Source organism: Sphaerisporangium sp. B11E5, from assembly GCF_039871875.1.
GTDB lineage: Bacteria > Actinomycetota > Actinomycetes > Streptosporangiales > Streptosporangiaceae > Sphaerisporangium.
The window spans coordinates 40503-67451 of record NZ_JBDPMD010000026.1 but is presented as its reverse complement, the minus strand read 5'-3'; the positions used below and the strand labels follow the sequence as shown (position 1 = coordinate 67451).

Genomic DNA, 26949 nt, shown 5'->3' with positions numbered 1-26949 from the left:
CCTACAGGGCATGGTGGTTTTTGTGCTCGTCATCGTCGCTCCCGGCCAAGGCGCCCAGACTCCAGGCTTCCTGACCCCATGGCTTGAGACCCCCGGTCTGCGTGACCGGCTGTCCGCGTGGTCGGAGGTCGCCGGCCTTGATCTGATCTCCTACGGGACCACCGCCGGGGCCGACGAGATCCGCGACACCGCCGTCGCGCAGCCACTGTTGGTAGCCGCCGGGCTCGCCGCGGCCGAGGCCCTCCTCGGCGGCTCGCCCGTCCCGGCCGGCGTGGTCGCCGGGCACAGCGTCGGCGAGTTCACCGCCGCGGCGCTGGCGGGCGTGCTGACCCCCGAGCAGGCGCTGGCGCTGGTACGCGAGCGCGGCCGGGCCATGGCCAAGGCCGCCGCGGTCACCGAGACCGGCATGACGGCCGTGCTCGGCGGCGACGAGCAGGAGGTCCTCGCCGCCATCGACAAGCACGGCCTGACCCCGGCGAACGTCAACGGCGCCGGGCAGATCGTCGCCGCGGGCGCGCTCGGTGAGCTGGCCGCCTTCGCGGAGGCCCCACCGGCCCGCGCGCGGCTGCGCCCGCTGGCGGTGGCCGGGGCGTTCCACACCGTCCACATGGCCCCGGCGGTCGAGCAGTTGCGCGAGGCCGCCGCCGGGCTCACCCCCGGTGACCCCGGCCCGGTCCTGCTGTCGAACGCCGACGGCGCGGCCGTGCCGGGCGGCGAGGAGTTCCTGCGGCGGCTGGCCGACCAGGTGGCCCGGCCGGTCCGCTGGGACCGCTGCATGGCCACGATGGCGGGCCTCGGCGTGACCGCCATGATCGAGCTGGCGCCCGGCGGCACCCTGACGGGTCTCGCCAAGCGCGCGCTGCCCGGCGTCGCGACGGTCGCCCTCAAGACCCCCGACGACCTCGCGGCCGCCCGCGACCTGATCAGCAAGGAGACCACCGCGTGAGGATCCTGCGGGGCGCTCCCGGCGCCAGGGTGCTGGCGTTCGGCGCCTACCAGCCGGCGGGGGTCGTCACCAACGACGACCTCGCCAAGACCATCGACACCACCGACGAGTGGATCCAGAGCCGCGTCGGCATCAAGGAGCGCCGCGTCGCCGGGCCCGAGGAGTCGGAGGTCGACCTCGCGGTGCAGGCCGGCGGCAAGGCCCTGGCGGGGAGCGGGCTGTCGGCGAGCGACGTCGACCTGGTGATCGTCGCCACCTGCACCCCGGAGGCGCCGATCCCCAACGTCGCGGGGCGCGTCGCGCACCGCCTCGGCATCACGGCGCCCGGCGCGTTCGACGTGAACGCCGCGTGCGCCGGCTTCTGCTACGCGCTGTCGGCCGCCGCGGACGCCATCAGGTGCGGCTCGGCCACCCACGTGCTGGTCATCGGCACCGAGAAGCTCTCCCAGTGGATCGACTGGACCGACCGCGCCACCTGCGTGATCTTCGCGGACGGCGCGGGCGCGGCCATCGTCGGCCCGTCGGACACCCCCGGCATCGGCCCCGTCGCCTGGGGCAGCGCCGGGGACAAGCACGACGCGATCGTCATCAAGGACCGCGCGTCCTTCCTGCACCAGGAAGGACAGACGGTGTTCCGCTGGGCCACCACCGAACTTCACCCGGTGGCGAAGGAAGCGTGCGACCGTGCGGGCGTGGACCCGGCGGAGCTCGCGGCCTTCGTCCCGCACCAGGCGAACCTTCGCATCATCGAGTCGATCGCCCGCAAGCTCGGCGCGGACAACGCCGTCATCGCCAAGGACATCGTGCTCGCCGGCAACACCTCCGCGGCCTCGATCCCCCTGGCGCTCAGCCGCATGATCGAGCGTGGCGAGGTCCAGTCCGGCGGGCTGGCCCTGCTCCTCGGTTTCGGCGCCGGCCTCACGTACGCCGGCCAAGTGATCGAGATCCCTTGAGTTCGCCCGGCGGCCCCCGGGCTGCCGGGCACCCACCAAAGAGAATCCATCCGATAAAGGGAGAAATCGCGACATGGCTTTGACCGAGCAGGAGATCCTCGCGGGCCTCGGCAAGATCATCAACGAGATCACCGGGATCCCGGCCACCGAGGTCACCCCCGAGAAGAACTTCGTGGACGACCTCGACATCGACTCGCTCTCCATGGTCGAGATCGCCGTCGCCGCGCAGGACGAGTTCGGCGTCGAGATCCCCGACGACCAGCTCAAGCACCTGAAGACCGTCAAAGACGTCATCAACTTCATTCAGAACTAACGGCACCAACCCGCGCCGGCCTCCGGCCCGCCCGGACACCACCGGGCCGGGCCCGCGCCGGTAGATGCATGACCTCGATGGGAGCGCGTTGAAGTGAGTTCAGACCGGATTCGAGTCGTGGTCACCGGCCTCGGCGCGACCACCCCGCTCGGCGGCGACGTCGCCTCGACCTGGTCGGGGCTTCTGGCCGGCCGGTCGGGTGTGGCGCCGCTGACCGACGAGTGGGTCGACAGCGTTCCGGTGCGGTTCGCCGCCCGGGCCGCGGTCGAGCCGGGTGAGGTGCTGCCGAGGCCCGAGGTGCGGCGGCTCGACCGGGCCGAGCAGTTCGCGCTGATCGCGGCGCGCGAGGCGTGGGCGGACGCCGGTTCCCCCAAGGTCGCCTCCGACCGCCTCGGCGTGGTGGTGGGCAGCGGCATCGGCGGCATCACCACCATCCTCGACGCCTACGACGCCTTCCGCGAGAAGGGCTGGAAGCGCCTCTCGCCGTACATCGTGCCGATGCTGATGCCCAACGGCTCCGCCGGGTGGATCGGCATCGAGTTCGGCGCCACGGCGGGCGTGCACGCCACCGTGAGCGCGTGCGCCACCGGCGCGGAGTCCATCGGCTACGCCATCCAGATGATCCGCTCCGGGCGCGCCGACGTCGTCGTGGCCGGCGGCACCGAGGCGGCCATCCACCCCCTCAACGTGGCCTCCTTCGCCGCGATGCGCGCCATGTCGACGCGCAACGACGAGCCGGAGCGCGCCTCGCGTCCCTGGGACCGCGGCCGCGACGGGTTCGTCCTCGGTGAGGGGTCGGGCATCATCGTGCTGGAGTCCGAGGAGCACGCGCGGGCCCGCGGCGCCCGCGTCTACGCGGTGGCCGCCGGGGTCGGGTACTCCGCCGACGCCCACCACATCGCACAGCCGGACCCGACGGGCGCGGGCATCATCAGCGCCACCCGCCAGGTCCTGGAGGACTCCGGCCTCACCGGGCAGGACATCAAGCACGTCAACGCGCACGCCACCTCCACCCCCGCGGGGGACGTCGTGGAGGCCGTCGCGATCCAGGAGATCATCGGGGACCATCCGCTCGTCACCGCTACGAAGTCGATGACCGGCCACCTGCTCGGCGGGGCCGGCGGCATCGAGTCCGTCTTCACGATCAAGGCACTGTACGACCGCGTCGTACCGGCCACCGTCAACCTGGAGGACCTCGACGACGGCGTCGAGGTGGACATCGTGCGCGGCGAGCCGCGCGCCCTGCCGGGCGGCGAGATCGCCGCCATCAACAACTCCTTCGGGTTCGGCGGCCACAACGTCGCCGTGGCCTTCGCCAGCATCTGACCTTGGAGCCGACCGTGACTGTGCTCGACAACGGGGTGGTGAGTGCCGTCTCCTCTCAGGAGGCGGCGGAACCGGACCCCCGAGATCCCCGAACGCGTCTCACCGCCCTGTTCGACGAGGGCTCGATGCATGCGATCTCCCCGGAGGACCGCAGCGGCGTGCTGGCCGCGATGGGCCGTGTGGAGGGGGTGCCCGCCGTCGCCTTCGCCAGCGACGCGCGGGTGCAGGGCGGCGCCATGAGCGGCGAGGGCTGTGAGCACATCGTGCAGGCCTACGACGTCGCGGTGCGCGAGCGGGTGCCGATCATCGGCCTGTGGCACTCCGGCGGCGCGCGGCTGGCCGAGGGCGTGGAGTCCCTGCACGCGGTGGGGCGGGTGTTCACCGCGATGACCAGGGCGTCCGGCCTCGTGCCGCAGATCTCCGTGGTGCTCGGCCCGGCGGCGGGCGGCGCGGCGTACGGGCCCGCCCTCACCGACCTCGTGATCCTTTCCGGCCAGGGCCGCATCTTCGTGACCGGGCCCGACGTCGTGCGCAGCGTCACCGGCGAGCAGATCGACATGGCCGCCCTCGGCGGGCCCGAGCCGCACAGCAAGCGCAGCGGCGTGGTCCACATCGTCACCAAGACCGACACCGAGGCGCTGGTGCAGGCGCGGCGCCTCGCGGTGCTGCTCGGCCACCAGGGACGGGTGCGGCCCGACTCGGTGCAGGACGTCGACTTCTCCGGGCTGCTGCCCGCCGAGGCCCGCCGGGCGTACGACGTGCACCCGCTGGTGAACGGCCTGCTGGACGAGCCCGGCGTGGAGCTCCACCCGAAGTGGGCACCCAACATCGTGACCACGCTCGGCCGGCTCGGCGGGCGCACGATCGGCGTCATCGCGAACAACCCGATGCGGCTGGCCGGGTGCCTGGACGCGTCCTCCGCCGAGAAGGCCGCCCGATTCGTTCGCATGTGTGATTCTTTCGGGGTGCCGCTGGTCGTCCTGGTGGACGTGCCCGGGTACCTGCCCGGCGTCGGTCAGGAGCACGACGGCGTGGTGCGCCGCGGCGCCAAGCTCCTGCACGCCTTCGCCGAGGCGTCCGTGCCGAGGGTCACGCTGGTGACCCGCAAGGCGTACGGCGGGGCGTACATCGCGATGAACTCCCGGTCCCTCGGCGCCACCAAGGTGTTCGCCTGGCCGACCGCCGAGGTCGCCGTGATGGGCGCGCTGGCCGCGGTCCGCGTCCTGAAGCGCCGCGAGATCGCCGCCGCGTCCGAGGAGGAGCGCCCCGCCCTGGAGGCCCGCCTCGCCGCCGAGCACGAGAAGGTCGCGGGCGGCCTGGACCGCGCGATGGCCATCGGGGTCATCGACGAGGTCATCAAGCCGGACGAGACCCGCGTCGCCGTCGCCAAGGTCATCGCCCAGGCCACCCCGGGCCGGGGCGCCCACGGCAACATCCCGCTCTGATCATCCACATGGCCGGGGCCCCGCACAGTGTGCGGGGCCTCGCCCTTTTCCCGGGCCGTTTCCGGGCTCCAGGTCAGGTACGGGGCCGTCCGCGAGCCCCGGGGGGACCGGCCAGTCGCCCGCGTCGGCGAGATCCACGCGCCATGGCGCGACGACACCTGCCCGGGGCACCCGGACCGGCCGCTGTCGCGGGGCGAGTGGCGGGAGCCGGGGTTCTGGCCGCGTGTCAGACGGCGGCGTGCAGCCAGCGGACGGGTGCGCCGTCGCCGGCGTAGCGGAACGGCTCGAGTTCCTCGTCCCACTGCTTGCCGAGGAGCTTGTCGAGCTCCTCCTCCAGGTCCACCCGGCCCTGTTTGGCCATGAGCATGACGTTGCGTATGCGGTCCTCGGGGACGTGGATGTCGCCCGAGACGCCGATCACCGCGGTGAAGGCGCCGAGAGTGGGGGTGTAGGCGTGGCGGGCGCCGTCCACGCCCGGGGAGGCGTCCTCGGTGATCTCGAAGCGGATGCGCTGCCAGCCCATGAGCGAGGAGGTGATGGCCGCGGCCGTGCCGGGTCGCCCCTCCCACTCGGCCTGGGTGCGCACGGTGCCAGGCTGGGCTGGCTGGGGCGTCCACGACAGGTCGACGGGTACGCCAAGGACACCCGCGACCGCCCATTCAATATGCGGGCACAGCGCGGGCTGAGCCGAGTGGACGTACAGCACGCCACGAGCAGACACCGGACCTCCCGTTTCGTACGAGGTGCGCCTTCCCCAACGTCCTCATACTGGGATGATCACGAGTGACTGAGGGAGAGACTACCGTCCGTCGTGGCACGGCACCAGAGTCGGGTCATACCTAATCGAGCTTGGCAACCCTCCGCATGGGGAATGACACACTCCGTGTTTACCCTACCGTCGAGGAGGCCCAGATGTCGGTGCAGGTCGTGGAGCCGGGTCCCGGCCGGGGCGCCCTGATCCGGCCAGGTGAGCTGCTGGCCGGCTCCCCGGTGGCCGCCGAGCGGTGGACGCAGTCGGCCGAACGTGAGGACGGCTTCTACGTCCTGCGGCTGTCGCCCGGCACCGACCCGTGCGCGCTCGCCGCCGAGCTGACCGAGCGGGGCCACGAGGTGTCGCCCAACCACGTGGTGATCGGCCAGCCGCTGTTCTTCGGGGGCCCCACGGGGGCGCCGCGCCCGGCCGCCGCGCCGCCGCCGTACCGGCCCGGCGAGCCGTCCCGGGTGACCGCCGCGGTGCTGGACACGGGGGTGGCGCCGCACCCCTGGTTCACCGGGTGCGACTGGTTCGAGGACCAGCCCCGCGAGGTGCCGGACGCCGACGGCGACGGGGTCCTGGACGGCCAGGCCGGGCACGGCACGTTCATCGCGGGCCTGCTGCTGCGGCAGTCGCCCGGCCTGCGGCTGCGGGTCTGCAAGGTCCTGGACGGCCACGGCGTCGGCGACGAGGCCGGGGTGCTGCGGGCGCTCGCGCGGCTGCGCGGCCGGCGGATCGACGTGCTCCTCATGTCGTTCGGCTGCCACACCTACGACGACCGCCCCTCCCCGCTGATCGAGCGGGCCCTGGCGGCCCTGCCCGGCACGGTCCTGGTGGCCTGCGCCGGCAACCACGCCTCACCCCGCCCGTTCTGGCCCGCCGCCCTGCCCCGGGTGATCGCCGTAGCCGCCCTCGACGCGGCCGAGGAGGGCCGGGCGGCCTTCTCCGCGTTCGGCCCCTGGGTGGACGCCTGCAGCCGCGGTGAGGCCTTGGCCAGCAGTTTCGTGAACTTTGACCGTTTCGAGGGCTACGCCGTCTGGAGCGGCACGTCGTTCGCCGCCGCCGTGGTGGCCGGCGCCATCGCCCACGCCGCCCGCCACATGTCCCCCGCCGAAGCCGCCGCCCATGTCCTGGACGCCGGCCGTAACCCCCGATTCCCCGATCTCGGTGTCCTCGTCCCCGCCCCCCGCTAAGGTGCTCTATCACGCAAAGCACCCACTCGACCACGTGAAGTAATCACCTCTCATGTCTCACGACTTCATGAACGGCCTGGACGAGCGAACCTGGCGAGACCTGGTCGACCGCTACGGCTACCGCATGTGGGCCGTGGCCCGCGCCTTCGGCCTGAACACCACCGACGCCTCCGACGCCGTCCAAGCCGCCTGGCTCCGCCTGATCGAGAACCTCCACACCATCCGCGACCCCACCCGGATAGGCGCCTGGCTGGTGACCGTCACCCACAACGAGGCCTGCCGCCTGACCCGCCACTCCTCCCGCACCCATCCCCACGTCCCGGAAGACCTCCCGGCACCCCCCTCCCCCGACCCCATGACCACCGTCCTGGACACCGACGAAGCCCACCGCCTCTGGACCACCGTGAACCGCCTCCGCCCCCCGTGCCCCACCCTCCTGCGCCTGCTGACCACCGCCCCAGAAGCCCGCTACACCCAGATCTCGGCCCACCTGAACATGCCCATAGGCAGCATCGGCCCCACAAGAGCCAGATGCCTGAAACAACTGAGAACCCTCTGGGAACAAGAGAACCAATGACTCCACCACAAGCCCGTCTTCGGGGGCTCCGCCGTACGGCGGGTGGTGAGCGTGGATTCACCGGCCACGAACAGGAAGGCACTGTCATCAACGGCGATGAGTATCTCTTGGCGGCCCTGCGGATCGCGGCCGGTGCGGACCCCGTGCCGGCGCGGGTGGGGGCGGACGCGCGGGCCGTGCACGCGTTGCGGTTGCCGGGGGCGGTGATGGCGCTGCCGGTGGCGATCGAAGGGAACGGGGATCACCGCGGGGTGGGGGTGCTGGACGCGCCGAGCCGTTTCGGGCGGGCGGGGGCGGTGGCTCCGCATCCGGAGGACGCGGGGGCGCGGTTCCTGCGGTTCGCGGGGGACGGGGTCACCTTCGACCTGGAGATCACGGTGTACGCGGACCACTTCGACCTCGCGGGGCAGATCCACCCCGCGCCGGGAACCGGCGCCCGGGTGGAGATCCGCACCCCTTACGTGAGCAAGATCCGCTTCCCGGCCGCGTCCGGGGACTTCGCGACGACGGGGCTGCCCCACGGGTGGCTCAGCGTCGTCTGCCACCGGCCGGACCGGCCGCCGATCGCGACCCGCTGGCACCGCGTGCGATGACGCCCGACATCACGCTCAGGGACGGTGAGGCCCTCACTCCTCCTGGTCCGTTCCCGGACGAGACCACCGGCAACGGGATCACCGCCACCTCCTGGGGAGAGCTGGTGGCGGCCGCCGAGGAGGCGGTGCGGATGTGCGGGGCCGATCCGGCGGCCGCGCGGCGGCGGGCAGGGGCCGTGCTGGCGCGGGCCGTGACGGCGGGCTGCGCGGAGGCCGTGTCGGTGGCGCATCGGGCACTGGCGCTGGCGGCACGTGAGTTCGGGCGGCTCGCGCTCGCCGCCGAGCATCTCGACAAGGCGGTCGCCGCGGCGGAGCACCTCCCGGCCAGGGCCGCGCAGGCCCGGTTGTCGCTCGTCCCGATCCGCGCGGACCTCGGCGACCCCGTGGGCGCCCTCGAGGTCGCCGACGCCGCCGAAGCTCATCTGGCCGGCCTTGACCAGGCGAGGCTCGGCGTGCAGCGTGCCGTGGCGCTGGTGCGGCTCGGCAGGCACGCGGAGGCGGTCGCCCGGTGCGACACCGCCGTCACCGCTCTCACCGGCGACCCGAAGTTCCTCGCGGGGGCGCTGCTGAACCGGGGGATCGCCCTCACGTACCTGGAGCGATACGACGCGGCGTCCCGCGACCTCGCGGCCTGCGCGACGGTCGCCGGCGCGGCGGGGCTCGGCCACATCTCCGCTCTCGCCCAGGCCAACCTCCCTTTCGTCGCGGCCAAGCGCGGCGACATCCCGTCCGCGTTCGCCGCCTACCGGCGTGCCGTGACGGCTCTCGCGCCCTACCCCGAGCGTCTCGCCGCCATGCGCGCCGACTTCGCGGACGCCCTCCTCGCCGCCCACCTCCCCGGCGAGGCCCGCGCCGTGCTCGCCCAGGCCGTTCCCGACCTGGCGGCGGCCGGGGCCCTGGTCGCCCTGGCCGAGTCCCGTCTGATCCTGGCCCAGATCGAGCTCCTTCTCGGCGACCCCCGCCAGGCCCGGGCCACCGCCGCCCACGCGTCCGCCGAACTGTCCGCCCAGGGGCGCCACACCTGGGTGTCGCTGGCCATGGAGACCACGTTCCGCGCCCGCCTGGCCGAGGAGCTGCCGCCACCCGGGTCCCCCCTCGGCACCACCCGCCCGGGCGAGGTCCCGGCGTGCGCCCCGGCCCTGCTCGCCGAGGCCAGGACCCTGGCGGCGAGGCTGGCGGCGGACGGCTGGGCCGGCCCCGCGGCCGGAGTACGGCTGACGGCGGCCGAACTGGCGCTCGGCCTCGGGAACACCGGGGCCGCGCGGGCCGAGCTGGCGCACGTCCTGTCCGGACGCCCCGCCGCGCGGGCGCACCGGGCGGTGCGGCACCACGCCGCCGCCCTGGAACGCAGCCTGCGCGGCGACACCCGCGGCGCCCAGGCCGAGCTGCGGGCGGGGCTGCGGGCCGCCACGGCGGGCAGCGACCGCCTGACCGACCCGGCCGTCCGGGCCCACGCGGTCCGTGCCGGCGAGCGCCTGGCGGACCTCGGCCTCTCCCTGGCACTGGCCGACGGCAGACCGGAACCGGTCCTCGCCTGGGCCGAGCACTGGCGTGCCCTGGCACGCGGCCGCCCCATGGACCCGCTGACCCCCGACCGCCTGCGCACCGCACTCAACGGCGCCGCCCTCGTGGAACTGATCCGCCACGGCGACACCCTCAGCGCCGTCGTCATCACCGAAACCCACTGCGCCCTACGCCCCTTGGGCTCCCTGACCTCCGCCACCGAGGCCACCCTCCGCCTCCGCCACACCCTGCGCCGCCCCGACCTCGCGACCGGCCACTCCCCAGCCGCTCATGGACACCTGGCGTCCGGACCGCACCAGGGTGCTCAGGGACACCCCACTGCTCAAGAGCGCCGCGCTCCAGGCGGCCGCGCCCCGGTGCGCCGTGCGCAGGACGACCGTGCCGTGAGCACCGCCGCCGCGGCGCTGGCCGAGCAGCTCCTCGCCCCACTCGCCGGGGAGATCGGCGACCGCCCGCTGGTGATCGTCCCCACCGGCCCCCTCCACACGCTGCCGTGGTCGTCGCTCCCCCCGCTGCGCGGCCGCCCCCTGTGCGTCGCCTCCAGCGCCGCCTCCTGGCTCTCCGTGGCCCTCCGCCCGCCGCCGACCGGCTCAGCGGGCCGCCACGCCTCACCCCGCCGGCCCCTCGTCGCCGCCGTCCCCGGCCCCGGCCTGGCCCACGCCACCGCGGAAGCCGCCACGGTCAGCCGCATCCACGGCGCCCTGGAGCCACCTCTCGAAGAGGCCACCGTCCCGCGGGTGCTGGACATCCTGGGCGAGGCCGACATCGCCCACATCGCCGCCCACGGCCGGTTCTGCGCTCGTTCGCCCCTCCTGTCGAGCCTCGCCCTGCACGACGGCCCCCTCATGGCGTACGACATCCTGGCCCTCCCCCGCGTGCCGTGGCTGGTCGTGCTGTCGGCCTGCGACGCGGGAATGGCCTACGCCCCGGTGGACGGCACCGCGCTCGGCCTCCCCGGCGCCTTCCTGGACCGCGGCTCGGCCTGCGTGGTCGCCGGCCTGCTCCCGGTACGGGACCAGGACGCCCAAGCCCTCATGACCACGTTCCACACCCACCTCGCCGACGGCGGCACCCCCGCCGAAGCCCTGGCCGCCGCCACCGAACGGACCGCCGTCCCCGGCTTCACCTGCTTCGGCTCCCTGGGCCACCCACTGACCGGCTGACCACCGGACGTACCGCAGCCGGTCATGACCGGTCACGTGGGGGACGCGCGAGGCGGGTCAGCCGGTGGCGATCGGGCGGGTCGGGTCGGTGATCCAGTGGGACCAGGAGCCGGGGTACAGGGCGGCGGGGAGGCCGGCGAGGGTCAGGGCCAGGACCTGGTGGGAGGCGGTCACGCCGGAGCCGCAGTAGGTGCCTACGGGGAGCCCCGGGACGGCGCCCAGGGTGTTGAAGCGTTCCTTGAGGAACTCCTTGGGGTGGAAGCGGCCGGACGGGTCCACGTTCTCGGTGGTGGGGGCGCTGATGGCGCCGGGGATGTGGCCGGCGACCGGGTCCACGGGTTCGGTCTCGCCTCGGTAGCGTTCGGGAGCCCGGGCGTCCAGCAGGACGCCGTCCTCGGCCAGGGTGGCGGCTTGTTCGGGGGTCAGGATGGGCATGCCGCCGGGGTGGGCGGTGAAGTCGCCTCGGGCGGGAGGCGGAGGGACGTCCTTGGTCACGGGGAGTGACTCGTCGAGCCAGGCGCGGTAGCCGCCGTCCAGGACGCGGACGTCGGGGTGGCCGAAGTAGCGGAGGGTCCACCAGGCGCGGGCGGCCGAGGTGGAGTCGGCCTCGTCGTAGACGACCACGGGGCGGGAGGCGGAGACACCCAGGCGCCGCATGGCGGTCTGGAAGGCCTCGGGGGACGGGAGCGGGTGGCGGCCGCCGGGGCCCGGTGGGGCGGCCAGGTCGTGGTCCAGGTCGCAGAAGAGAGCGCCGGGCAGGTGGCCCTCACGGTAGGACTCGATGCCCGGCGGGCCGACGAGACGCCAGCGGACGTCCAGCAGGGTGACCTCGCCCAGCCGCCGGCGGAGGTCGCCGGCGGCCGAGCCGCCCGCCAGTTCGGCGGGGGTGATGAGCGGGGACACGTCAGCCGGAGGCACGGGCGGTGGCCTCGGAGAGGGCCTTGGCGAAGGCGAGGACGTTGTTGACGGCCTCGGGGCCGTCGGCGGCCTCGCTGACGCGGAGGGAGAGGTCGTCGGCGGTGATGGCGCCGGTGTAGCCGTGGTCGGCCTCGCAGTTCTCGTCGCCGCAGGTGGCGGGTTCGAGGTCGACGTGGGAGATCGCGCCCCAGCCGATGGTGAGGGTCACCTCCGAGGGCGGGACGCCGGGCACGTAGGAGGCGGGGTCGGGCACGACCCGGGTGACCGCCACGGACTGGACCCGGCTGAGGCGTACGGCTTCGGTGGTGGTGGACGCGTGTGAGGTCGGCATGCCGTCCGCGGGCGGGTGCTCGTCGGTGTGGCAGACCAGGAGCCGGGTGGGCGACAGGACCACCACGGTGACGTGCCTGCGCACCTCCATCGCGGGGTCGAAGGTGGCCTCGTGGTGCACCACGAACGCCGTCACCGGCTCCTTGCCCAGCGCGGACTCCGCCGCGTCGGCAACGAGGTCGGGGTAGTAACCGCTGCGTTCGATGGCCTCGCGCAAACCGGCGGCCGAGACTCGGGTTTCCCTCATAGGTCCATCCTGCCCTGTCCGGGCACGGTGTTTCACCTCGCGAGCGCCCACTGTGACCGGCATGTCCGAATTAGGAAGTACATAGGGACAACGAAGGGTACGCCGCTTCTTCCCGGACGCATCAGTAAACGCACCTCGTCACGCCTGTCACACGGCCCCCGCCCGGCCGCCCCGGCTCCCGGTTCCCGGGCCATTTCCTGCAACTCAGCGCAGGCGCCGCGGTCCATGATCGGGCCGCGGCGTCGTGGGCGGCCGGACGGCCGCCCGGGCGCCGAGCACGTGCACGCCGTCCGCCGACACCAGCACCGGCTCCAGGTCCAGGCGGGTCACGCCGGGCAGTTCGTCGGCCAGGCGCCCCACCCGCAGCAGCAGGTCCGCGAGCGCCGGCACCGCGACGGGCGGGTACCCGTGCCCGCCGAACAGCAGCGGGGCGGCCCGCACCGAGCGCACCAGGTCCGCGGCGTCCTGCGCGGTGAGCGGCGCCAGCCGGTACGCCTCGTCGCCGAGCAGCCGCGCGGTGACGCCGCCGAGCCCGAACGACACCACGGAGCCGAAGTCCCGGTCGTCCACGGCCCGCACCACCACCGTGACCGCCGGCTGGGGTGCCATCCGCTGCACCGCCAGCGTGACGTCCGGCCCGAGCACGGCCGCGAGCTCCTCGTACGCCCGCCGCACGTCGTCGGCGTCGGACAACCCCAGCCGCACCGCGCCCGTCCGGTGCACGACCTCCGGGCCGGCGGACCGAACCACGACCGGCCACCCGAGCTTCTCGGCCGCCGCCACCCCCTCGTCCGGGGACGCCACGGCCACGGCCGGCCAGACGTCCACGCCGTACCGGGCCAGCAGCTCGGTGGCGTCCATCTCCCCGGCGTCCCCGGACTCGATGGCCTCGGCCACCAGGGCCCGGGCGCCCGCGGTGTCGATGCCCTCCAGCACCGGCGGAGCGGCCGGGGGGCGGTCGCGGCCGCAGGCGTAGCGGACCACGTGGGCGAGGGCGCGCACGGCCTCCTCCGGGGCGGGGTAGGACGGGACGGACCCCTTCGCCGGGTCGCCGCCCCGGGTCTCCTGGGGGACGCGCAGCTCCGGGGGCACGCCGAGGCGTCCCTCGAAGGTCGCGAGGAGCGGCTTGCCGGACTCGGTGGCCGTGCGGACCAGCTCCGCGGCGACCTCGGCGGCGTTGCCCGGCACCGGCGGCATGTAGATCGCGACGAGGGCGTCCACCTCGCCGCACAGCTCGCCGAGCGCCCGCCGGTAGTCCGCCGCCCCGGCCCGGGCGCCGAGGTTGGCCGCCGGGCACGGTTCGAGCCCGGCCGCCAGGCACGCGTCCACGGCGAGCAGCGCCAGCGCGTCGGAGTTGCTGACCACGCCGACCCGGCGCCCGGCGGGCAGCGGCTGGTACGCGAGGAGCTGGGCCACGTCGAAGAGCTGGGTGAGGTCGTCGACGCGGATCACCCCGGCCTGCTCGAACAACGCGGTGAGGGCGCTGTCGGGCAGCCGCAGCTTGGGGGCGGCGTGCCCGACCGGCACCCCCTGTGTCATGCCGCCGCTCTTGACCACCACGATCGGCTTGGTGCGGGACGTGCGGCGGGCCAGCCGGGCGAACTTGCGGGGGTTCCCGAGCGACTCCAGGTACAAAAGGATCACGTCGGTGGCCGGGTCCTCCTCCCAGTACTGCAGGAGGTCGTTGCCCGAGACGTCGGCCCGGTTGCCTGCGGACACGAACGTCGAGATGCCCATGCCGCGCTGGGCGACCCGCTGCAGCAGCGCGGTGCCGAGCGCGCCGGACTGACTGAAGAAGCCCACCCGCCCCCGGCCGGGCAGCCGCGCGGCGAGGGTGGCGTTGAGCCGTACGGCGGGGTCGGTGTTGGCGATGCCGAGGCAGTTGGGGCCGACGACCCGCAGCCCGTACGCGCGGGCGATCCGCACCAGTTCGTCCTGCCGTTCCCGGCCCTCCGGCCCGGTCTCGCCGAACCCGGAGGAGACCACGACCAGGCCCTTGACCCCCTTGCGGGCGCAGTCCTCCACGACGTCGAGCACACCGTCGGCGGGCACCGCGACCACGGCGAGGTCGACGTCCCCGTCGATGGCCGACACGCTCTTGTACGCCCGCACGCCGGCCACCGCGCGGACCTCGCGGTGCACCGGGTACACCGGGCCGTTGAAGTCGGCGCCGAGCAGGTTGCGCAGCACGGTCTGCCCGATGCCGCCCGCCTCGCGCCCCGCGCCGATGACCACGACCGACGACGGGGTGAGCAGCCGTTCGATGGAGCGGGCCTCGGCCCGGTGCTCGCGGGCCATGGTGACCTCGCGGGAGGTCTCGGTGCTCGCCAGGTCGAGCGTCATGCGCACGACGCCGTCGGCGAACCGGCTCTGCGCGGTGTACCCCGCCTGCCGGAAGAAGGCCGTCATCCGGCTGTTGGACGGCAGCACGTCCGCCACGAAGGTCGTGATGCCCCGTTCCCTGGCCGCGGCGCGCAGGTGTTCCATCAGCACCGACGCCACTCCCCTGCCCTGGTGGGCGTCCTCGACCAGGAACGCGACCTCGGCCTCGTGGTCGCCGACGCGGTCGTAACGGACGACCGCCACCATCTCGGTACCCAGCGTGGCGATCAGCGCGACGCGGTTCACGTAGTCGACGGTGGTGAACCAGGTGACCTCGCGGTCCGACAGACGGGGGCGGGGCCCGAAGAAGCGGAAGTAGATGGATTGATCGGACAAGCGCGAGTAGAACGCACGCAGAAGATCGGCGTCCTCGGGCCGGATGGGCCGCAGGTGTGCGGTTCCTCCGTCGCCCAGGACGACGTCGGCCTCCCAATGTGCGGGGTACTGAGGTTCCACATTCATGAGGGTAAGGCGCACTCTGTCGGGATTGTTCAGCAACGCTTGTGCATCGACTGTGCCCGGGTGTCCGCTCTATGCCCCACGCCCCGGCTTGAAGCTGTTAGGTTTTCTGTCAGCAGCCTCCTGTAGTGCCAACAAGGTGGTGACATCATGACGCGGGTTGTCGTGGTGGGCGATCTGATGACCGACGCGGTCGCACGCGCCCGCTACCCCCTCGCCCGGGCGAGCGACACTCCGGCCGTCGTCACCATGCACGGTGGCGGCTCCGGGGCCAACATCGCCTCCTGGCTGGCCGTCGAAGGCGCGGAAGTGGCCTTCGTGGGCCGCCGCGGCGCCGACATCACGGGGCGCAACCGGGACATGGAGCTGATGGGGTACGGCGTCGACGCCCGCTTGGTGATGGACCCCGAGCGTCCCACCGGCACCTGTGTGGTGCTGGTCACCCACAAGGGCGAGCGCACCCTGCTCTCCGACCCCGGCGCCAACGCCGCCCTCTCCCCCGAGGACCTCCCGCGCGACCTGTTCATGCAGGGCGGCCATCTGCACGTCTCGGGGTACACCTTGCTCAACGACGGATCACGCGACGCCGGGCTCGCCGCGCTCGACCTCGCGCGCCGGGCCGGCATGTCGATCTCGGTCGACTGCGCCTCGGCCGCGCCGCTGGAGCGCACCGGCGCCGAGCCGTTCCTCGAGTGGACCCACAGCGCCAAGCTGCTGCTGCTCAACGAGGCGCAGGCCAAGGTGCTGACCGGGCGCGACGACCCCGCGTCCGCCGCCAAGGTGCTCACCGCGTGGTTCCCGCAGGTCGTGATCAAGCTGGGCGCCGAGGGCTCCCTCTGGTACACCAACAACCGGCCCGAGCCGGTGCGGGTGCCCGCCGACCACATCGAGCGCATGGTGGACGGCACGGGCGCCGGCGACGCCTTCGCGGCGGGCTTCCTGCAGCCGTGGCTGGAGGGCAAGCAGCCGGCCGACGCGCTCGCCGCGGGCAACGCCCTCGCGGCCAAGGCGATCGGCAACCTCGGGGCGCGGCCCCGGCTCTGAGGCGCCTGACCTCGACATCAGCACCAAATCCGACATTCTCCGCGCATGTGGTTAATGCCGCAATCGGGGTAAGACTGGTATCGAGGTTTCTCGCAAAGGGGGATGTATCAGGCGTGCCCTTCTGAATTGGCATGCCTTTCCCAGGAAAACCACTTTCACGACACCAGATGCCGGGACCGCCGGCCGTCCCAACCCCACTCCGTCTCACGGATTCAGCGGTCCAGCAACCCTCCGGTGATCTTCATGTGTTCGCACCGCCCGTGATCGTTCGCGCCGGGCGGGCGCACCCGCACGTGTTGGTTTTCAAGTGCCGGCCGATCGGCGTACACGCATGCCTTGACGCGGCCGGCTTCGGATGGGAGGAACACGATGGGCATTCGTCGACACGGACGTAAAGCGATCTTCCTGATGATCGCCGGGGGCCTCGGCCTCGCGGTGCACAGCACCGCCGCCGTCCCCGCCGTCGCGGCGGCGATCACCGCGAAGGCGTCCACGCCGGACGACGACATCCGCTTCGCACCGCTGTGGTACACACCCGCCGACCTCGCGGCCTTCGCCAGGATCCGCCAGCAGCAGGAGAGCGCCTGGGCCCGGGGCGACGCCAAGGGCTACGCCGCGATCTACACGCCCGACGCCGACCTGGTCAACATCATGGGCGAACACCTCCACAGCAGGCAGACCATCGCCACCAAGCTCCAGCAGTACTTCAACACCCAGTTGAAGAACACCCGCCTGCTGGAGATGGACGAGAAGGTGCGCTTCGTCTCCCCCACGATGGCCATCATCGTGCGCAAGAGCTGCGTGCTCTACAACAAGGAGAAGGCCTGCCGCCCCGACACCCTCTCCATCAACACGAACGTCGCCGTCAAGTCCTCGGGCCAGTGGCAGATCGCCTCCTTCCAGAACACCCTCATCCGCCCCCGCCCGTAGCCCTCCGGCTCCACGGCACGGCCATCGGCATCTGTCGTCCCGGTACGGCGGGCTCCATCCGCCGTACCGGGCCCGGCGCACTCCGGGGGCCCCAGGGTCACGTGGTGGTGGCGAGCGTCAGGGGCAGGACGGAGGGGGCACCCGCCTGCCGGAGCAGGGTGGTGGCGTAGGCGAGGGTCCAGCCGGTGTCGGTGTGGTCGTCGACCAGCAGGACGGGGCCGGTGGTCAGGTCGCCGGGAGGCGGGCCGAGGGTGTGGTGGAGGGCTTTCACGCGCTGGGCGCTGTTGTGCTGGTGGCCTGGAGGTCCGTGGCGGTACGTCAGGGAGCCGAGGTGGTGGAGGCGGCCGATGGCGGCCAGGCGGTGGCCGAGGTCGGCGATCAAGGCGGGGCGGGTGGCGGAGGGCATGGTGACGACACCGGTGGGGCGTTCGGCCCAGCGCCATGAGGCGAGGACCTGGACGACGGCGTCGAACATGTCGTCGGGCACGGGGCCGTCCGCAGTGGCGTCGGACAGGAGCCGGCGCAGGGAGTGGCCCCAGCCGATGTCGGTGAGCCTGCCGAGCGCGCGGCCGGGCTCGGCCGTCAGCCCGGGAGGGATGCGCCCGGAGAGGCCGAGATCACGCAGGCCCGTGGGCCACATCTTCCTCGGGTCGATCTCCACACCCGGGCGGTGCAGCCGGTCGTGGGCGGCGCGGACGGCGGTGGGCTCGGCGTCGGGTGAGCGCCGGGTGCCGGTGCAGTTGTCGCACCGGCCGCAGGGGCGCGCGGTGTCGTCGTCCAGGTGAAGGCGCAGGAAACGCTCGCGGCACTCGCCGGTGGTGATGTAGTCGAGCATGGCGCGCTGCTCGTCCGCACGCGCCGCGGCGACCCTGGCGTACCGCTCGGCGTCGTACGACCACGGCAGGCCGGTCGCCTGCCAGCCGCCCCGCACCCGGCGGACCGCGCCGTCCACGTCGAGGACCTTGAGCATGGTCTCCAGGCGGGTGCGGCTGAGGTCGACCCTGGTCTCCAGGACCGCGGTGGACATGGTGCCGCCGTGCTCGGCGAGCACCGCCAGGGTGGCGCGCACCGTCGCCTCGGGCGGGAAGGCCAGCGAGGTGAAGTACGCCCAGATGTCGCGGTCCTCCGGCCCGGGGAGAAGGACCACCTCGGCGCGCTCCACCCCGCGCCCGGCCCGCCCCACCTGCTGGTAGTACGCCACCGGCGACGGCGGGGCCCCCACGTGCACGACGAACCCGAGGTCCGGCTTGTCGAACCCCATGCCGAGAGCGGAGGTGGCCACCAGCGCCTTCACCTCGTTGGCCAGCAGCGCCCGCTCGGCCTCCACCCGCTCCGCCGGATCGGTCTGCCCCGAGTACGCCACGACCCTGTGGCCCTGCTCCCGCAGGTACGCCGCGATCTCCTGCGCCCCCGCCACCGTGAGGCTGTAGACGATGCCCGACCCCGGCAACTCCCGCAACGCCCCCGCCAGCCACGCCAGCCGCTGCTCCGCCGAGACCGCCCGCACGACACTCAGCCGCAGGCTCTCCCTCTCCAACGGGCCCCGCAACACCAGCGTCCCTCCATCGACACCACCGGCGGCGTCCCCCGGGACGGCCGGCCCTGAGCCGCCGGGCGGGGTGGGGTCGAGTTGCTCGGCGACGTCGCGGGTGACGCGGGCGTTGGCGGTGGCCGTCGTGGCGAGGACCGGGATGCCGGGGGGCAGGGAGGACAGCAGGGTGCGCAGGCGGCGGAAGTCGGGGCGGAAGTCGTGGCCCCAGTCGGAGATGCAGTGGGCCTCGTCCACGACGATCAGGCCGGCGCTCGCGGCGAGCTTGGGCAGCACCAGGTCGCGGAAGTCGGGGTTGTTGAGCCGCTCGGGGCTGACCATCAGGACGTCGACCACGCCGCGTGCCACGTCGTCGTGCACCTGGTCCCACTCCTCGACGTTGGCCGAGTTGATGGTGGCGGCGCGCACACCGGCCCGCTCCGCGGCGGCGATCTGGTTGCGCATCAGGGCCAGCAGCGGCGACACGATGACCGTCGGCCCGGCGCCCCGGGCACGCAGCAGCGCGGTCGCCACGAAGTACACCGCCGACTTGCCCCACCCGGTCCGCTGCACCACCAGCGCCCTGCGGCGCTCCACGACCAGGGCGCGGATCGCCGTCCACTGGTCGTCGCGCAGCACGGCATGCTCCCCCGCCAGGGCGCGCAGCCTCGACTCGGCCTCGGCCCGCAGACCGGGCTCGTCGTCGGCCGGAGGGCCGGGATCGGCTCCGGCGGGCGGGACCGGGCCCGGCTCGGTGAGCGGGGCGCCCGGGGTGGTGGGGTCGGGTGAGGAGGCCATGGGTCCTTGTTAGCAGGTCCGGGGGACGGTTTCCGTCCGGGTGGCCACGACTGTGGACAACTTCGCGGCAGCGGACGGCCTGGTGGGGGTGGCGGGGGGTGTATCGGGGCGAAACGGCGCCGAGTCGCGGAGGGGTTCGGTTCTTCGGCACAATGTTCGATATGGCCCGACGGACTACCACACCCCCGCTGGACGAGGACTTCGAGGAACGGATCGTCGACATCGACGTGTCGACCGAGATGCGTACCAGCTTCCTTGAGTACGCCTACTCGGTGATCTACCAGCGCGCGCTGCCCGACGCGCGCGACGGCCTCAAGCCGGTCCAGCGCCGCATCCTGTACTCGATGAGCGAGATGGGCCTGCGGCCCGACCGGGGACATGTGAAGTCCTCGCGTGTGGTCGGCGACGTGATGGGCAAGCTCCACCCGCACGGCGACTCGGCGATCTACGACGCGCTGGTCCGCATGGCCCAGCCGTTCTCCATGCGTCTCCCGCTGGTCGACGGGCACGGCAACTTCGGCTCCCCGGACGATCTGCCGGCCGCCATGCGGTACACCGAGGCGCGGCTGGCCCCGGCGGCCATGCTCATGGTGCAGTCGATCGACGAGGACACGGTCGACTTCAAGCCCAACTACGACGGCCAGGAGACCGAGCCGACGGTCCTGCCGAGCGCCTTCCCCAACCTGCTGGTGAACGGCGCGGCGGGCATCGCGGTCGGCATGGCCACCAACATGGCGCCGCACAACCTCAACGAGGTGATCGCCGCCGCCCGCCACCTGATCGCCCACCCCCAGGCCACGCTGGACGATCTGATGCGGTTCGTCCCCGGCCCCGACCTGCCGACCGGCGGCATGATCATGGGTCTCGCGGGTGTGCGGGACGCGTACGAGTCCGGGCGTGGCACGTTCCGCATGCGGGCCAGGACCACGATCGAGCAGGTCACGCCGCGCCGCAAGGGCATCGTGGTCACCGAGCTGCCGTTCAACGTCGGCCCCGAGCGCGTCGTCACCAAGATCAAGGAGCTGGTGACGTCCAAGCGGCTGCTCGGCATCTCCGACCTCAAGGACCTCACCGACCGGCACAAGGGCCTGCGCCTGGTCATCGAGATCAAGAACGGCTTCCACCCCGAGGCGGTGCTCGCCGAGCTCTACCGGCTCACGCCGATGGAGGAGACGTTCGGCATCAACAACGTCGCCCTGGTCGACGGGCAGCCGCGCACGCTCGGGCTGCGCGAGCTCCTGCAGGTGTACGTCGACCACCGCATCGACGTGGTGCGGCGGCGGTCGTCCCACCGGCGGCGCAAGCGGGAGGACCGGCTCCACCTGGTGGACGGCCTCATCGTCGCGCTGCTCGACATCGACGAGGTCATCCAGGTCATCCGCTCCTCCGAGGACACCGCGGACGCCCGCGCGCGGCTGATGCAGGTGTTCGAGCTGTCGGAGATCCAGGCCGCGTACATCCTCGACACGCCGCTGCGCCGTCTCACCAAGTACGACAGGCTGGAGCTGGAGCAGGAGCGGGAGACCCTGCGGAGCGAGATCGCCGAGCTGAGCGCGATCCTGGCCTCGGAGGACCGTCTGCGCAAGGTGGTCTCCGGTGAGCTGCAGGAGGTCGCCAAGACGTACGGCACGCCGCGGCGCACCGTGCTGCTGGAGGCGGACGCCGTGCCCGCCGCGGACGGCATCCCGCTGGAGGTCGCGGACGACCCCTGCCTGGTGCTGCTCTCCTCCACCGGCCTGCTGGCCCGCACCACCGACGCGTCGCCGCTCGGCGGAGGGGAGGAGCGGTCCTCACACGACGTCCTGGTGTCGGTGGTGCGGTCGACGGTCCGGGGGGAGGTCGGGGTGCTCACCTCGGCCGGGCGGTTGATCCGGGTGTCGGTGCTCGACCTGCCCGCCCTGCCGCCGTCCAGCTCGCCACCGTCGTTGTCCGGGGGGCATCCGGTGAGCGAGTACGTCACGCTGTCGGCGGGTGAGACCGTGGTCGGCCTCGGGTCACTGGACCCGTCCGGCCCCGGGCTGGCGCTCGGCACGGCGCAGGGCAACGTGAAGCGCGTGGTGCCCGAGTACCCCGTCAACCGCGACGAGTTCGAGGTGATCGGCCTCAAGCCCGGCGACACGGTCGTCGGGGCCGTGGAGCTGACCTCCGAGGACCACGACCTGGTGTTCGTCACCTCCGACGCGCAGCTCCTGCGCTTCCCGGCCTCGTCGGTACGCCCCCAGGGCCGGCCCGCCGGAGGGATGGCCGGCATCCGCCTCGCGGACGGCGCCCGGGTGATCTGGTTCGGTGTGGTCGACCCCGCGCAGGAGTCCCGGGTCATCACCATCGCCGGATCCGCCGACGCCCTCCCCGGAACGGGCGCCGGAGGCGTCAAGGTCGCCGACTACGCCGAGTTCCCCCCCAAGGGCCGCGCCACCGGCGGTGTCCGCGCCCAGCGCTTCCTCAAGGGCGAGGACGCCCTGATCCTCGCCTGGGCCGGCCCCGCGCCCGCCAAGGCCGTCTCCTCCACCGGCAAGCCCGTGCCCCTCCCCGCCGAACTCGGCCGCCGCGACGGCTCCGGCACGCCCCTCCCCCACCCGGTAGCCGCCCTGGGCGGCGCACTGGGCACCACCCTCATCCCGGCCCCCGGGCTCGACATCCCTCCCATGGAGGAGGCCGACTAGGCAGCCGGCCTGTTCGCCCGGAAGGGCGGACAGGCCCCGCCGGCCGGCCGGGACCGCACGGGGCGGAGCGTGCCGTTCGATCGGGAGTCAGTCGGCTTCCACCAGGCAGAACGGATGGCCGGCGGGGTCGGTGTAGACGGTGAAGTCCTTGCCGGGCTGGTGGGGGTGTTTCCTGGCACCCAGGGCTTCGACTTGCCGGCCGGCTTCGGTGCGGTTCCGCACGGTCACGTCCAGGTGGAACTGCTGGGGGTGGGTCGAGCTGGGCCAGACGGGGGGCTGGTAGTCGTCGGCGCGCTGGAATGAGATGCGGTAGCCGCCGGCGTCTTCGGCGAGAGTGACCCATTCGGCGTCCTCATACGTTATGGGCCAGCCGATCAGGGCCGAGTAGAAGCGGGCCAGGGCCTTGGGGTCGGGGCAGTCCAGCACTACGGCGCGCATCGTCGCGATGGCTGACATGAGAAGGGCTCCCCTCCTGCGAGAGTGACGGTTGTGACGGCTGGACAGAGCCGGTGCTGCCGGGACTCTGCTTGCCCGGACCACCTTGCCCAGGGGGCGCGGGTGAAACGGATGGCGGACAATGGGCGTATGGCTGTGTCTTCGTTCATGGTTCCGTTGGGGTCCGGTGCGCCGGAGTTCGATCTGCCCTCCATCGATGGGAAGCGGGTGACGCTGGGCGATCTCAAAGGGGCACCGGCGACGCTGGTGGTGTTCTTGTCCAATCACTGTCCGTATGTACGGCGGATCGAGCAGGGGATCGGGGCGCTCGCCGCGGACTACGAGGGGCGGGTCGCCACCGTCGCGATCTGCAGTAACGACGTGGAGAGGTATCCGGACGACGGCGCGGCGCACCTGGCGGAGCAGGCGGCGCGGGCGGGGTTCGGGTTCCCCTATCTCGTGGACGGGTCGCAGGAGGTCGCGCACGCTTACCGGGCGGCCTGCACGCCGGACTTCTTCCTGTACGACGCCGATCTTCGGCTGGCGTACCGGGGGGAGTTCGACGACGCGCGGCCGTCCAACCAGGTGCCGGTGACGGGGGCGTCGCTGCGGCGGGCGATCGACGCGGTGCTGGCGGGGCAGGAGGTGCCGGGCGACCAGGCGCCGAGCCTCGGGTGCGGCATCAAGTGGAAGCCGGGGAACGAACCCGCGTAGTCAGCGGTCCGAGCGCACGGAATCCCCCCGGGCGACCGGGGGGATGGCCGTGAGAAGCTCCCAGGGCTCGCCCTCGGACCAGAAGTCGATGAGCTTCGCGACCGGCTCCACGGGCTCGAAGTCGCCGAGGCCGTAGGGGCCGAAGCAGCCGGCGTCCTCCAGGGCGAGGATCAGCGGGTCGTCCTCGGGCAGCGACTGGACGTAGGCGGCGGCGTCCAGGAGGGCCAGGGCGCAGCGGGCGTTCCAGCCGCCGTCCTTGCGCTGCACGCGGTCCAGACGCCACCTGGCGCGGCCGCGCAGGTAGCCGGCCAGCGAATCGGTCATGCCCACGATGAAGAAGCCTCCCACGACCTCGCACTCCCTGTGATCTCATCATCACGTGAAGTGACACCCGGTCGCGGCGTCTTTGCAATCATCATTCCGGACCCACCCGCTGCTATTACGGATTCTGGCATCCGGGAACATTGATGGCATGACCGGAGCCTTTGACGACCTGCTGGCCGCCAATGAGAAGTACGCCCAGAGCTTCTCGAACTCCTCTCTGACCGGCCGTGCCGCACGTACCCTCGCCGTGGTGACCTGCATGGATTCACGCATCGACCCGCTCGGCCTGCTCGGCCTCACCGCGGGCGACGCCAAGATCCTCCGCAACGCCGGGGCCCGGGTCACCGACGACGTGCTGCGCACCCTGGTGCTCGCCGTCTACCTGCTCAACGTGGACCGCGTGCTGGTGATGCCGCACACCGACTGCCGCATGGCGAAGTCCACCGACGAGGACGTGCACCGCCTCATCAGCGACGAGTACGGGATGGACACCCGCAGCCTGGAGTTCCACACCGTGCCCGACCAGGACGCGGCCCTGCGCCGCGACCTGGTGCGCATCCGCACCTACCCCTACCTGCCCGAACGGCTGGCCGTCGGCGGCGCGATCTACGACGTGCACACCGGCAAGCTCATGCCTGTCGACGTCTGACGGCGGCGCGGAGCCGGGGCCCCGGGCCCCGGCTCAGGCGTCGATGCTCTCGCGGTCGACCTCGGCGGCGCTGCTCACGATGAACTCGCGGCGCGGCGCGACGTCGCTGCCCATCAGCAGGCTGAAGATCTGCTCGGCCGCCTCGGCGTCCTCGATGCGCACCCGCCGCAGCGTGCGGTGCCGCGGCTCCATGGTGGTCTCGGCCAGTTGGTCGGCGTCCATCTCGCCGAGGCCCTTGTACCGCTGGATGGGGTCCTTCCAGCGGCGCCCCCGGCGCTCCAGCTCGCGCAGCGTGCGCTGCAGCTCGGCGTCGGAGTAGGTGTAGACGTACTTGTCCTTGCCCTTGCCGGGGTTGGTGATCTCGATGCGGTGCAGCGGCGGCACCGCGGCGAACACCCGGCCGGCCTCGATCATGGGCCGCATGTAGCGGTGGAACAGGGTGAGCAGCAGGCACCGGATGTGCGCGCCGTCCACGTCGGCGTCGGCCATCAGGATGACCTTGCCGTACCGCGCGGCCTCGATGTCGAAGCCCCGGCCCGAGCCCGCGCCGATCACCTGGATGATCGCGGCGCACTCGGCGTTCTTCAGCATGTCGGCGACCGACGCCTTCTGGACGTTCAGGATCTTGCCGCGGATGGGAAGCAGCGCCTGGAACTCCGAGTCGCGGGCGGCGCGGGCGGTGCCGAGCGCCGAGTCGCCCTCGACGATGAACAGCTCGCTGCGGTCCACCGCGTCGCTGCGGCAGTCGACCAGCTTGGCGGGCAGCGCGGAGTTCTCCAGGGCGCTCTTGCGGCGCTGGTTGTCGCGGTGCTCGCGGGCCGCGATGCGGGCCTTGGCCGCCGAGACGATCTTCTCGAGCACGGCGCGGAGCTGGAGCTTGTGGGCCCGCTTGGTGCTGGCGAACAGCTCCTTGAGCTCCTTGGACACCACGTGGGACACGATGCGGCTGGCCGCCGAGGTGCCGAGGACCTCCTTGGTCTGCCCCTCGAACTGCGGCTCGGGCACCCGGACGGTCACCACGGCGGTGAGCCCCTCCAGGATGTCCTCCTTGGTGACCGGGTCGTCGCCGTTCTTGAGCAGCCGCGTCTCGCGGAGCTGCTCGTTGATCGTGCGGACCAGGGCGCGCTCGAAGCCGCTGACGTGGGTGCCGCCCTTGGGGGTGGCGATCACGTTGACGAACGACCGGACGGCCGTCTCGTAGCCCTTGCCCCAGCGGATCGCGACGTCCACGGTGAGCTCGCGCTCCACCTCGGTGGAGGTCATGTGGCCCTGGTCGTCGAGCACGGGGACGGTCTCGTGGAAGTGGCCGGAGCCCTGCAGGCGCATGACGTCGCACACGGCCTCGTCGCGGGCCAGGAACTCGGTGAACTCGGAGATGCCGCCGTCGAAGCGGAACTCCTCCTCCAGCACCTCCTCGCCCCGGACGTCGCGCACCGCGATGGTGAGGCCGGGCACGAGGAAGGCGGTCTGCCGGGCGCGGACGTGGATCTCGTCCAGCGAGACCTCGGCCTCGCGCAGGAAGATCTGCCGGTCGGCCCACCACCGCACCCGCGTGCCGGTGCGCTTCCTGCGCAGCGGCCCGCCGTCGCGAAGGCCCGACTTCTTCTTGAACCGGGCCGTGGGCCCGTCGCCGTCGAACACGCCGGGCACGCCGCGCCGGAAGCTGATCTCGTGGATCCGCCCGTCGCGGTCGACCTCGACGTCCAGCCGCGAGGACAGCGCGTTGACCACCGAGGCGCCGACGCCGTGCAGGCCGCCGGACGCGGTGTAGGAGCCGCCGCCGAACTTGCCGCCCGCGTGGAGCTTGGTGTAGACGAGCTCGACACCGGCGAGGCCGCTCTTGGGCTCGACGTCGACGGGGATGCCCCGGCCGTCGTCGCGGACCTCGATGGACCCGTCGGCGAACAGCTCCACCTCGATGCGCGTGCAGAACCCGGCCAGGGCCTCGTCCACGGCGTTGTCGACGATCTCCCAGAGGCAGTGCATGAGACCGCGGCTGTCAGTGGAACCGATGTACATTCCGGGGCGCTTACGGACGGCCTCAAGGCCCTCCAGCACCGACAGGTGACGGGCGGTGTAGCCCGTCTCCGCGCTGACTGCGGTCACTCCCACTCCCACTGAACATCGAACATGTGTGCGTAGCCTACCGTTTCCGCTGCCACGCCGCCCCTAAGCGTCCCACCACTACGGGGTACTGCGTCATCCCGCGACGGAATCACCTCACTTAACGACACATTCTGCTCTCGGCGTATCCCGGGCACGATTGGGAACGTCCGTATCGGGTTAGATGTTGTGCCAAGTGACTGACGCCAAATCCCCACGTCAGTGGGGTGACCCGAAAGGCGATACGTGACTGGAGCACTCGCCCCCACCAAGCCGCTGACCGCCCTGGACCGCTGCGACCGGTGCGGCGCCCAGGCGTACATCCGCGCGTCTCTCCCCATGGGCGGGGAGCTGCTGTTCTGCGCCCACCACGGGCGACGGCACGTCGCCGCCCTGCGCGACAAGGGTGCCGAAATCCAGGACGAGTCGGCGCGCTTGAGCGAAACCCCCGCAACATCTGCCAGCAACGAGCGGTGAGCACCGGCTCCCCGCTCCTGACCCCATAGATCACAACCACACACGAAACGCGGTGACATCAGGCCCTCCTGGACGTCACCGCGTGCCATGCGGGACGCCGACCCCCCGGCGCCCCGCGGAGGATCGCCGGGACGCTTAGGGCTCGCCGGGTCCCCTGACCT

At 72.6% G+C, this 26949-nt stretch carries 23 protein-coding genes; 15 read left to right on the top strand and 8 right to left on the bottom strand.

Translation table 11 applies throughout. The features are described 5' to 3' along the window. Positions 1 to 22 precede the first annotated feature (22 nt). The 5 genes from ABGB17_RS22685 to ABGB17_RS22665 all read left to right on the top strand — a co-directional run bounded on the left by ABGB17_RS22685 (position 23) and on the right by ABGB17_RS22665 (position 4983). On the top strand, positions 23 to 946 hold the full coding sequence (locus ABGB17_RS22685) for an ACP S-malonyltransferase (RefSeq protein WP_347632799.1): 924 nt from the start codon (positions 23 to 25) through the stop codon (positions 944 to 946). Further along, positions 943 to 1899 carry a beta-ketoacyl-ACP synthase III gene (locus tag ABGB17_RS22680; RefSeq protein ID WP_347632696.1) on the top strand — a complete coding sequence of 319 codons (957 nt, stop codon included), beginning with the start codon at positions 943 to 945 and terminating at the stop codon, positions 1897 to 1899. Before ABGB17_RS22685 ends, ABGB17_RS22680 begins: the two co-directional genes overlap by 4 nt. Positions 1900 to 1972: 73 nt before the next feature. Then, on the top strand, positions 1973 to 2212 hold the full coding sequence (locus ABGB17_RS22675; protein WP_347632694.1) for an acyl carrier protein: 240 nt from the start codon (positions 1973 to 1975) through the stop codon (positions 2210 to 2212). A 93-nt stretch (positions 2213 to 2305) separates the two neighbouring features. Further along, complete coding sequence (gene fabF, locus ABGB17_RS22670; protein ID WP_347632692.1) at positions 2306 to 3538, top strand: beta-ketoacyl-ACP synthase II; 1233 nt, start codon at positions 2306 to 2308, stop codon at positions 3536 to 3538. Positions 3539 to 3552: 14 nt separating this feature from the next. After that, entirely contained in the window at positions 3553 to 4983 is a 1431-nt protein-coding gene (locus tag ABGB17_RS22665; protein WP_347632690.1) for a carboxyl transferase domain-containing protein, read from the top strand. A gap of 226 nt (positions 4984 to 5209) precedes the next feature. Here ABGB17_RS22665 and ABGB17_RS22660 read toward each other — a convergent pair whose 3' ends face one another. Continuing rightward, the gene (locus ABGB17_RS22660; protein ID WP_347632688.1) at positions 5210 to 5704 is read right to left on the bottom strand and encodes a DUF3145 domain-containing protein; all 495 of its coding nucleotides are present in this window, start codon (positions 5702 to 5704) and stop codon (positions 5210 to 5212) included. A gap of 191 nt (positions 5705 to 5895) precedes the next feature. Between ABGB17_RS22660 and ABGB17_RS22655 the strand changes: the two genes are divergently transcribed. The 4 genes from ABGB17_RS22655 (at position 5896) to ABGB17_RS22640 (ending at position 10787) form a co-directional block, all read left to right on the top strand. Further along, on the top strand, positions 5896 to 6930 hold the full coding sequence (locus ABGB17_RS22655) for a S8/S53 family peptidase (RefSeq protein WP_347632686.1): 1035 nt from the start codon (positions 5896 to 5898) through the stop codon (positions 6928 to 6930). 52 nt (positions 6931 to 6982) lie between these two features. Next, positions 6983 to 7507 (top strand): sigma-70 family RNA polymerase sigma factor, encoded by a 525-nt coding sequence (locus ABGB17_RS22650; RefSeq protein WP_347632684.1) that lies wholly within the window; start codon positions 6983 to 6985, stop codon positions 7505 to 7507. 107 nt (positions 7508 to 7614) lie between these two features. Further along, positions 7615 to 8100, top strand: coding sequence for a hypothetical protein (locus ABGB17_RS22645; protein WP_347632682.1), 486 nt, complete (start codon positions 7615 to 7617; stop codon positions 8098 to 8100). Beyond that, on the top strand, positions 8097 to 10787 hold the full coding sequence (locus ABGB17_RS22640; RefSeq protein ID WP_347632680.1) for a CHAT domain-containing protein: 2691 nt from the start codon (positions 8097 to 8099) through the stop codon (positions 10785 to 10787). The genes ABGB17_RS22645 and ABGB17_RS22640 overlap by 4 nt, the downstream gene beginning before the upstream one ends. Before the next feature lie 57 nt (positions 10788 to 10844). Here ABGB17_RS22640 and ABGB17_RS22635 read toward each other — a convergent pair whose 3' ends face one another. The 3 genes from ABGB17_RS22635 to ABGB17_RS22625 all read right to left on the bottom strand — a co-directional run bounded on the left by ABGB17_RS22635 (position 10845) and on the right by ABGB17_RS22625 (position 15120). Continuing rightward, positions 10845 to 11705, bottom strand: a complete 861-nt coding sequence (locus ABGB17_RS22635) for a sulfurtransferase (protein ID WP_347632678.1) — start codon at positions 11703 to 11705, stop codon at positions 10845 to 10847. After that, the gene (locus ABGB17_RS22630) at positions 11692 to 12282 is read right to left on the bottom strand and encodes a DUF5998 family protein (RefSeq protein ID WP_347632676.1); all 591 of its coding nucleotides are present in this window, start codon (positions 12280 to 12282) and stop codon (positions 11692 to 11694) included. The genes ABGB17_RS22635 and ABGB17_RS22630 overlap by 14 nt, the downstream gene beginning before the upstream one ends. A 204-nt stretch (positions 12283 to 12486) precedes the next feature. Next, positions 12487 to 15120 (bottom strand): GNAT family N-acetyltransferase, encoded by a 2634-nt coding sequence (locus tag ABGB17_RS22625; RefSeq protein WP_347632674.1) that lies wholly within the window; start codon positions 15118 to 15120, stop codon positions 12487 to 12489. Between the two features lie 153 nt (positions 15121 to 15273). On the opposite strand from ABGB17_RS22625, the gene ABGB17_RS22620 reads away from it, so the two are divergent. After that, complete coding sequence (locus tag ABGB17_RS22620) at positions 15274 to 16167, top strand: sugar kinase (RefSeq protein WP_347632672.1); 894 nt, start codon at positions 15274 to 15276, stop codon at positions 16165 to 16167. 369 nt (positions 16168 to 16536) lie between these two features. Beyond that, positions 16537 to 17097 (top strand): SgcJ/EcaC family oxidoreductase, encoded by a 561-nt coding sequence (locus tag ABGB17_RS22615; protein WP_347632670.1) that lies wholly within the window; start codon positions 16537 to 16539, stop codon positions 17095 to 17097. A gap of 97 nt (positions 17098 to 17194) precedes the next feature. Here ABGB17_RS22615 and ABGB17_RS22610 read toward each other — a convergent pair whose 3' ends face one another. Then, positions 17195 to 19423, bottom strand: a complete 2229-nt coding sequence (locus ABGB17_RS22610; protein WP_347632668.1) for a DEAD/DEAH box helicase — start codon at positions 19421 to 19423, stop codon at positions 17195 to 17197. A 161-nt stretch (positions 19424 to 19584) separates the two neighbouring features. On the opposite strand from ABGB17_RS22610, the gene ABGB17_RS22605 reads away from it, so the two are divergent. After that, positions 19585 to 22086 (top strand): DNA topoisomerase IV subunit A, encoded by a 2502-nt coding sequence (locus tag ABGB17_RS22605; RefSeq protein WP_347632666.1) that lies wholly within the window; start codon positions 19585 to 19587, stop codon positions 22084 to 22086. A gap of 87 nt (positions 22087 to 22173) precedes the next feature. On the opposite strand, the gene ABGB17_RS22600 is transcribed toward ABGB17_RS22605, so the two are convergent. After that, on the bottom strand, positions 22174 to 22542 hold the full coding sequence (locus tag ABGB17_RS22600) for a VOC family protein (RefSeq protein ID WP_347632664.1): 369 nt from the start codon (positions 22540 to 22542) through the stop codon (positions 22174 to 22176). A 111-nt stretch (positions 22543 to 22653) separates the two neighbouring features. Between ABGB17_RS22600 and ABGB17_RS22595 the strand changes: the two genes are divergently transcribed. Next, a complete protein-coding gene (locus tag ABGB17_RS22595; RefSeq protein ID WP_347632662.1) occupies positions 22654 to 23235 on the top strand; it encodes a thioredoxin family protein in 582 nt (193 codons plus the stop codon). Here ABGB17_RS22595 and ABGB17_RS22590 read toward each other — a convergent pair whose 3' ends face one another. Continuing rightward, a complete protein-coding gene (locus ABGB17_RS22590) occupies positions 23236 to 23583 on the bottom strand; it encodes a hypothetical protein (protein WP_347632660.1) in 348 nt (115 codons plus the stop codon). Positions 23584 to 23707: 124 nt separating this feature from the next. Here ABGB17_RS22590 and ABGB17_RS22585 point away from each other — a divergent pair, with 124 nt between their 5' ends. Beyond that, positions 23708 to 24208, top strand: coding sequence for a carbonic anhydrase (locus ABGB17_RS22585; protein WP_347632658.1), 501 nt, complete (start codon positions 23708 to 23710; stop codon positions 24206 to 24208). Positions 24209 to 24241: 33 nt separating this feature from the next. Here ABGB17_RS22585 and ABGB17_RS22580 read toward each other — a convergent pair whose 3' ends face one another. Further along, entirely contained in the window at positions 24242 to 26314 is a 2073-nt protein-coding gene (locus tag ABGB17_RS22580; protein WP_347632656.1) for a DNA topoisomerase IV subunit B, read from the bottom strand. Positions 26315 to 26557: 243 nt separating this feature from the next. On the opposite strand from ABGB17_RS22580, the gene ABGB17_RS22575 reads away from it, so the two are divergent. Then, positions 26558 to 26788, top strand: a complete 231-nt coding sequence (locus ABGB17_RS22575) for a hypothetical protein (RefSeq protein WP_347632653.1) — start codon at positions 26558 to 26560, stop codon at positions 26786 to 26788. Positions 26789 to 26949: the final 161 nt, after the last annotated feature.

What these genes read in the sequence shown, in the direction of transcription:
- ABGB17_RS22675 (WP_347632694.1), top strand. Translation starts at nt 1,973, where the DNA reads ATGGCTTTGACCGAGCAGGAGATCCTCGCGGGCCTCGGCAAGATCATC.
- ABGB17_RS22655 (WP_347632686.1), top strand. Translation starts at nt 5,896, where the DNA reads ATGTCGGTGCAGGTCGTGGAGCCGGGTCCCGGCCGGGGCGCCCTGATC.
- ABGB17_RS22650 (WP_347632684.1), top strand. Translation starts at nt 6,983, where the DNA reads ATGTCTCACGACTTCATGAACGGCCTGGACGAGCGAACCTGGCGAGAC.
- ABGB17_RS22640 (WP_347632680.1), top strand. Translation starts at nt 8,097, where the DNA reads ATGACGCCCGACATCACGCTCAGGGACGGTGAGGCCCTCACTCCTCCT.
- ABGB17_RS22630 (WP_347632676.1), bottom strand. Translation starts at nt 12,282, where the DNA reads ATGAGGGAAACCCGAGTCTCGGCCGCCGGTTTGCGCGAGGCCATCGAA.
- ABGB17_RS22620 (WP_347632672.1), top strand. Translation starts at nt 15,274, where the DNA reads ATGACGCGGGTTGTCGTGGTGGGCGATCTGATGACCGACGCGGTCGCA.
- ABGB17_RS22615 (WP_347632670.1), top strand. Translation starts at nt 16,537, where the DNA reads ATGGGCATTCGTCGACACGGACGTAAAGCGATCTTCCTGATGATCGCC.
- ABGB17_RS22610 (WP_347632668.1), bottom strand. Translation starts at nt 19,423, where the DNA reads ATGGCCTCCTCACCCGACCCCACCACCCCGGGCGCCCCGCTCACCGAG.
- ABGB17_RS22605 (WP_347632666.1), top strand. Translation starts at nt 19,585, where the DNA reads ATGGCCCGACGGACTACCACACCCCCGCTGGACGAGGACTTCGAGGAA.
- ABGB17_RS22600 (WP_347632664.1), bottom strand. Translation starts at nt 22,542, where the DNA reads ATGTCAGCCATCGCGACGATGCGCGCCGTAGTGCTGGACTGCCCCGAC.
- ABGB17_RS22595 (WP_347632662.1), top strand. Translation starts at nt 22,654, where the DNA reads ATGGCGGACAATGGGCGTATGGCTGTGTCTTCGTTCATGGTTCCGTTG.
- ABGB17_RS22585 (WP_347632658.1), top strand. Translation starts at nt 23,708, where the DNA reads ATGACCGGAGCCTTTGACGACCTGCTGGCCGCCAATGAGAAGTACGCC.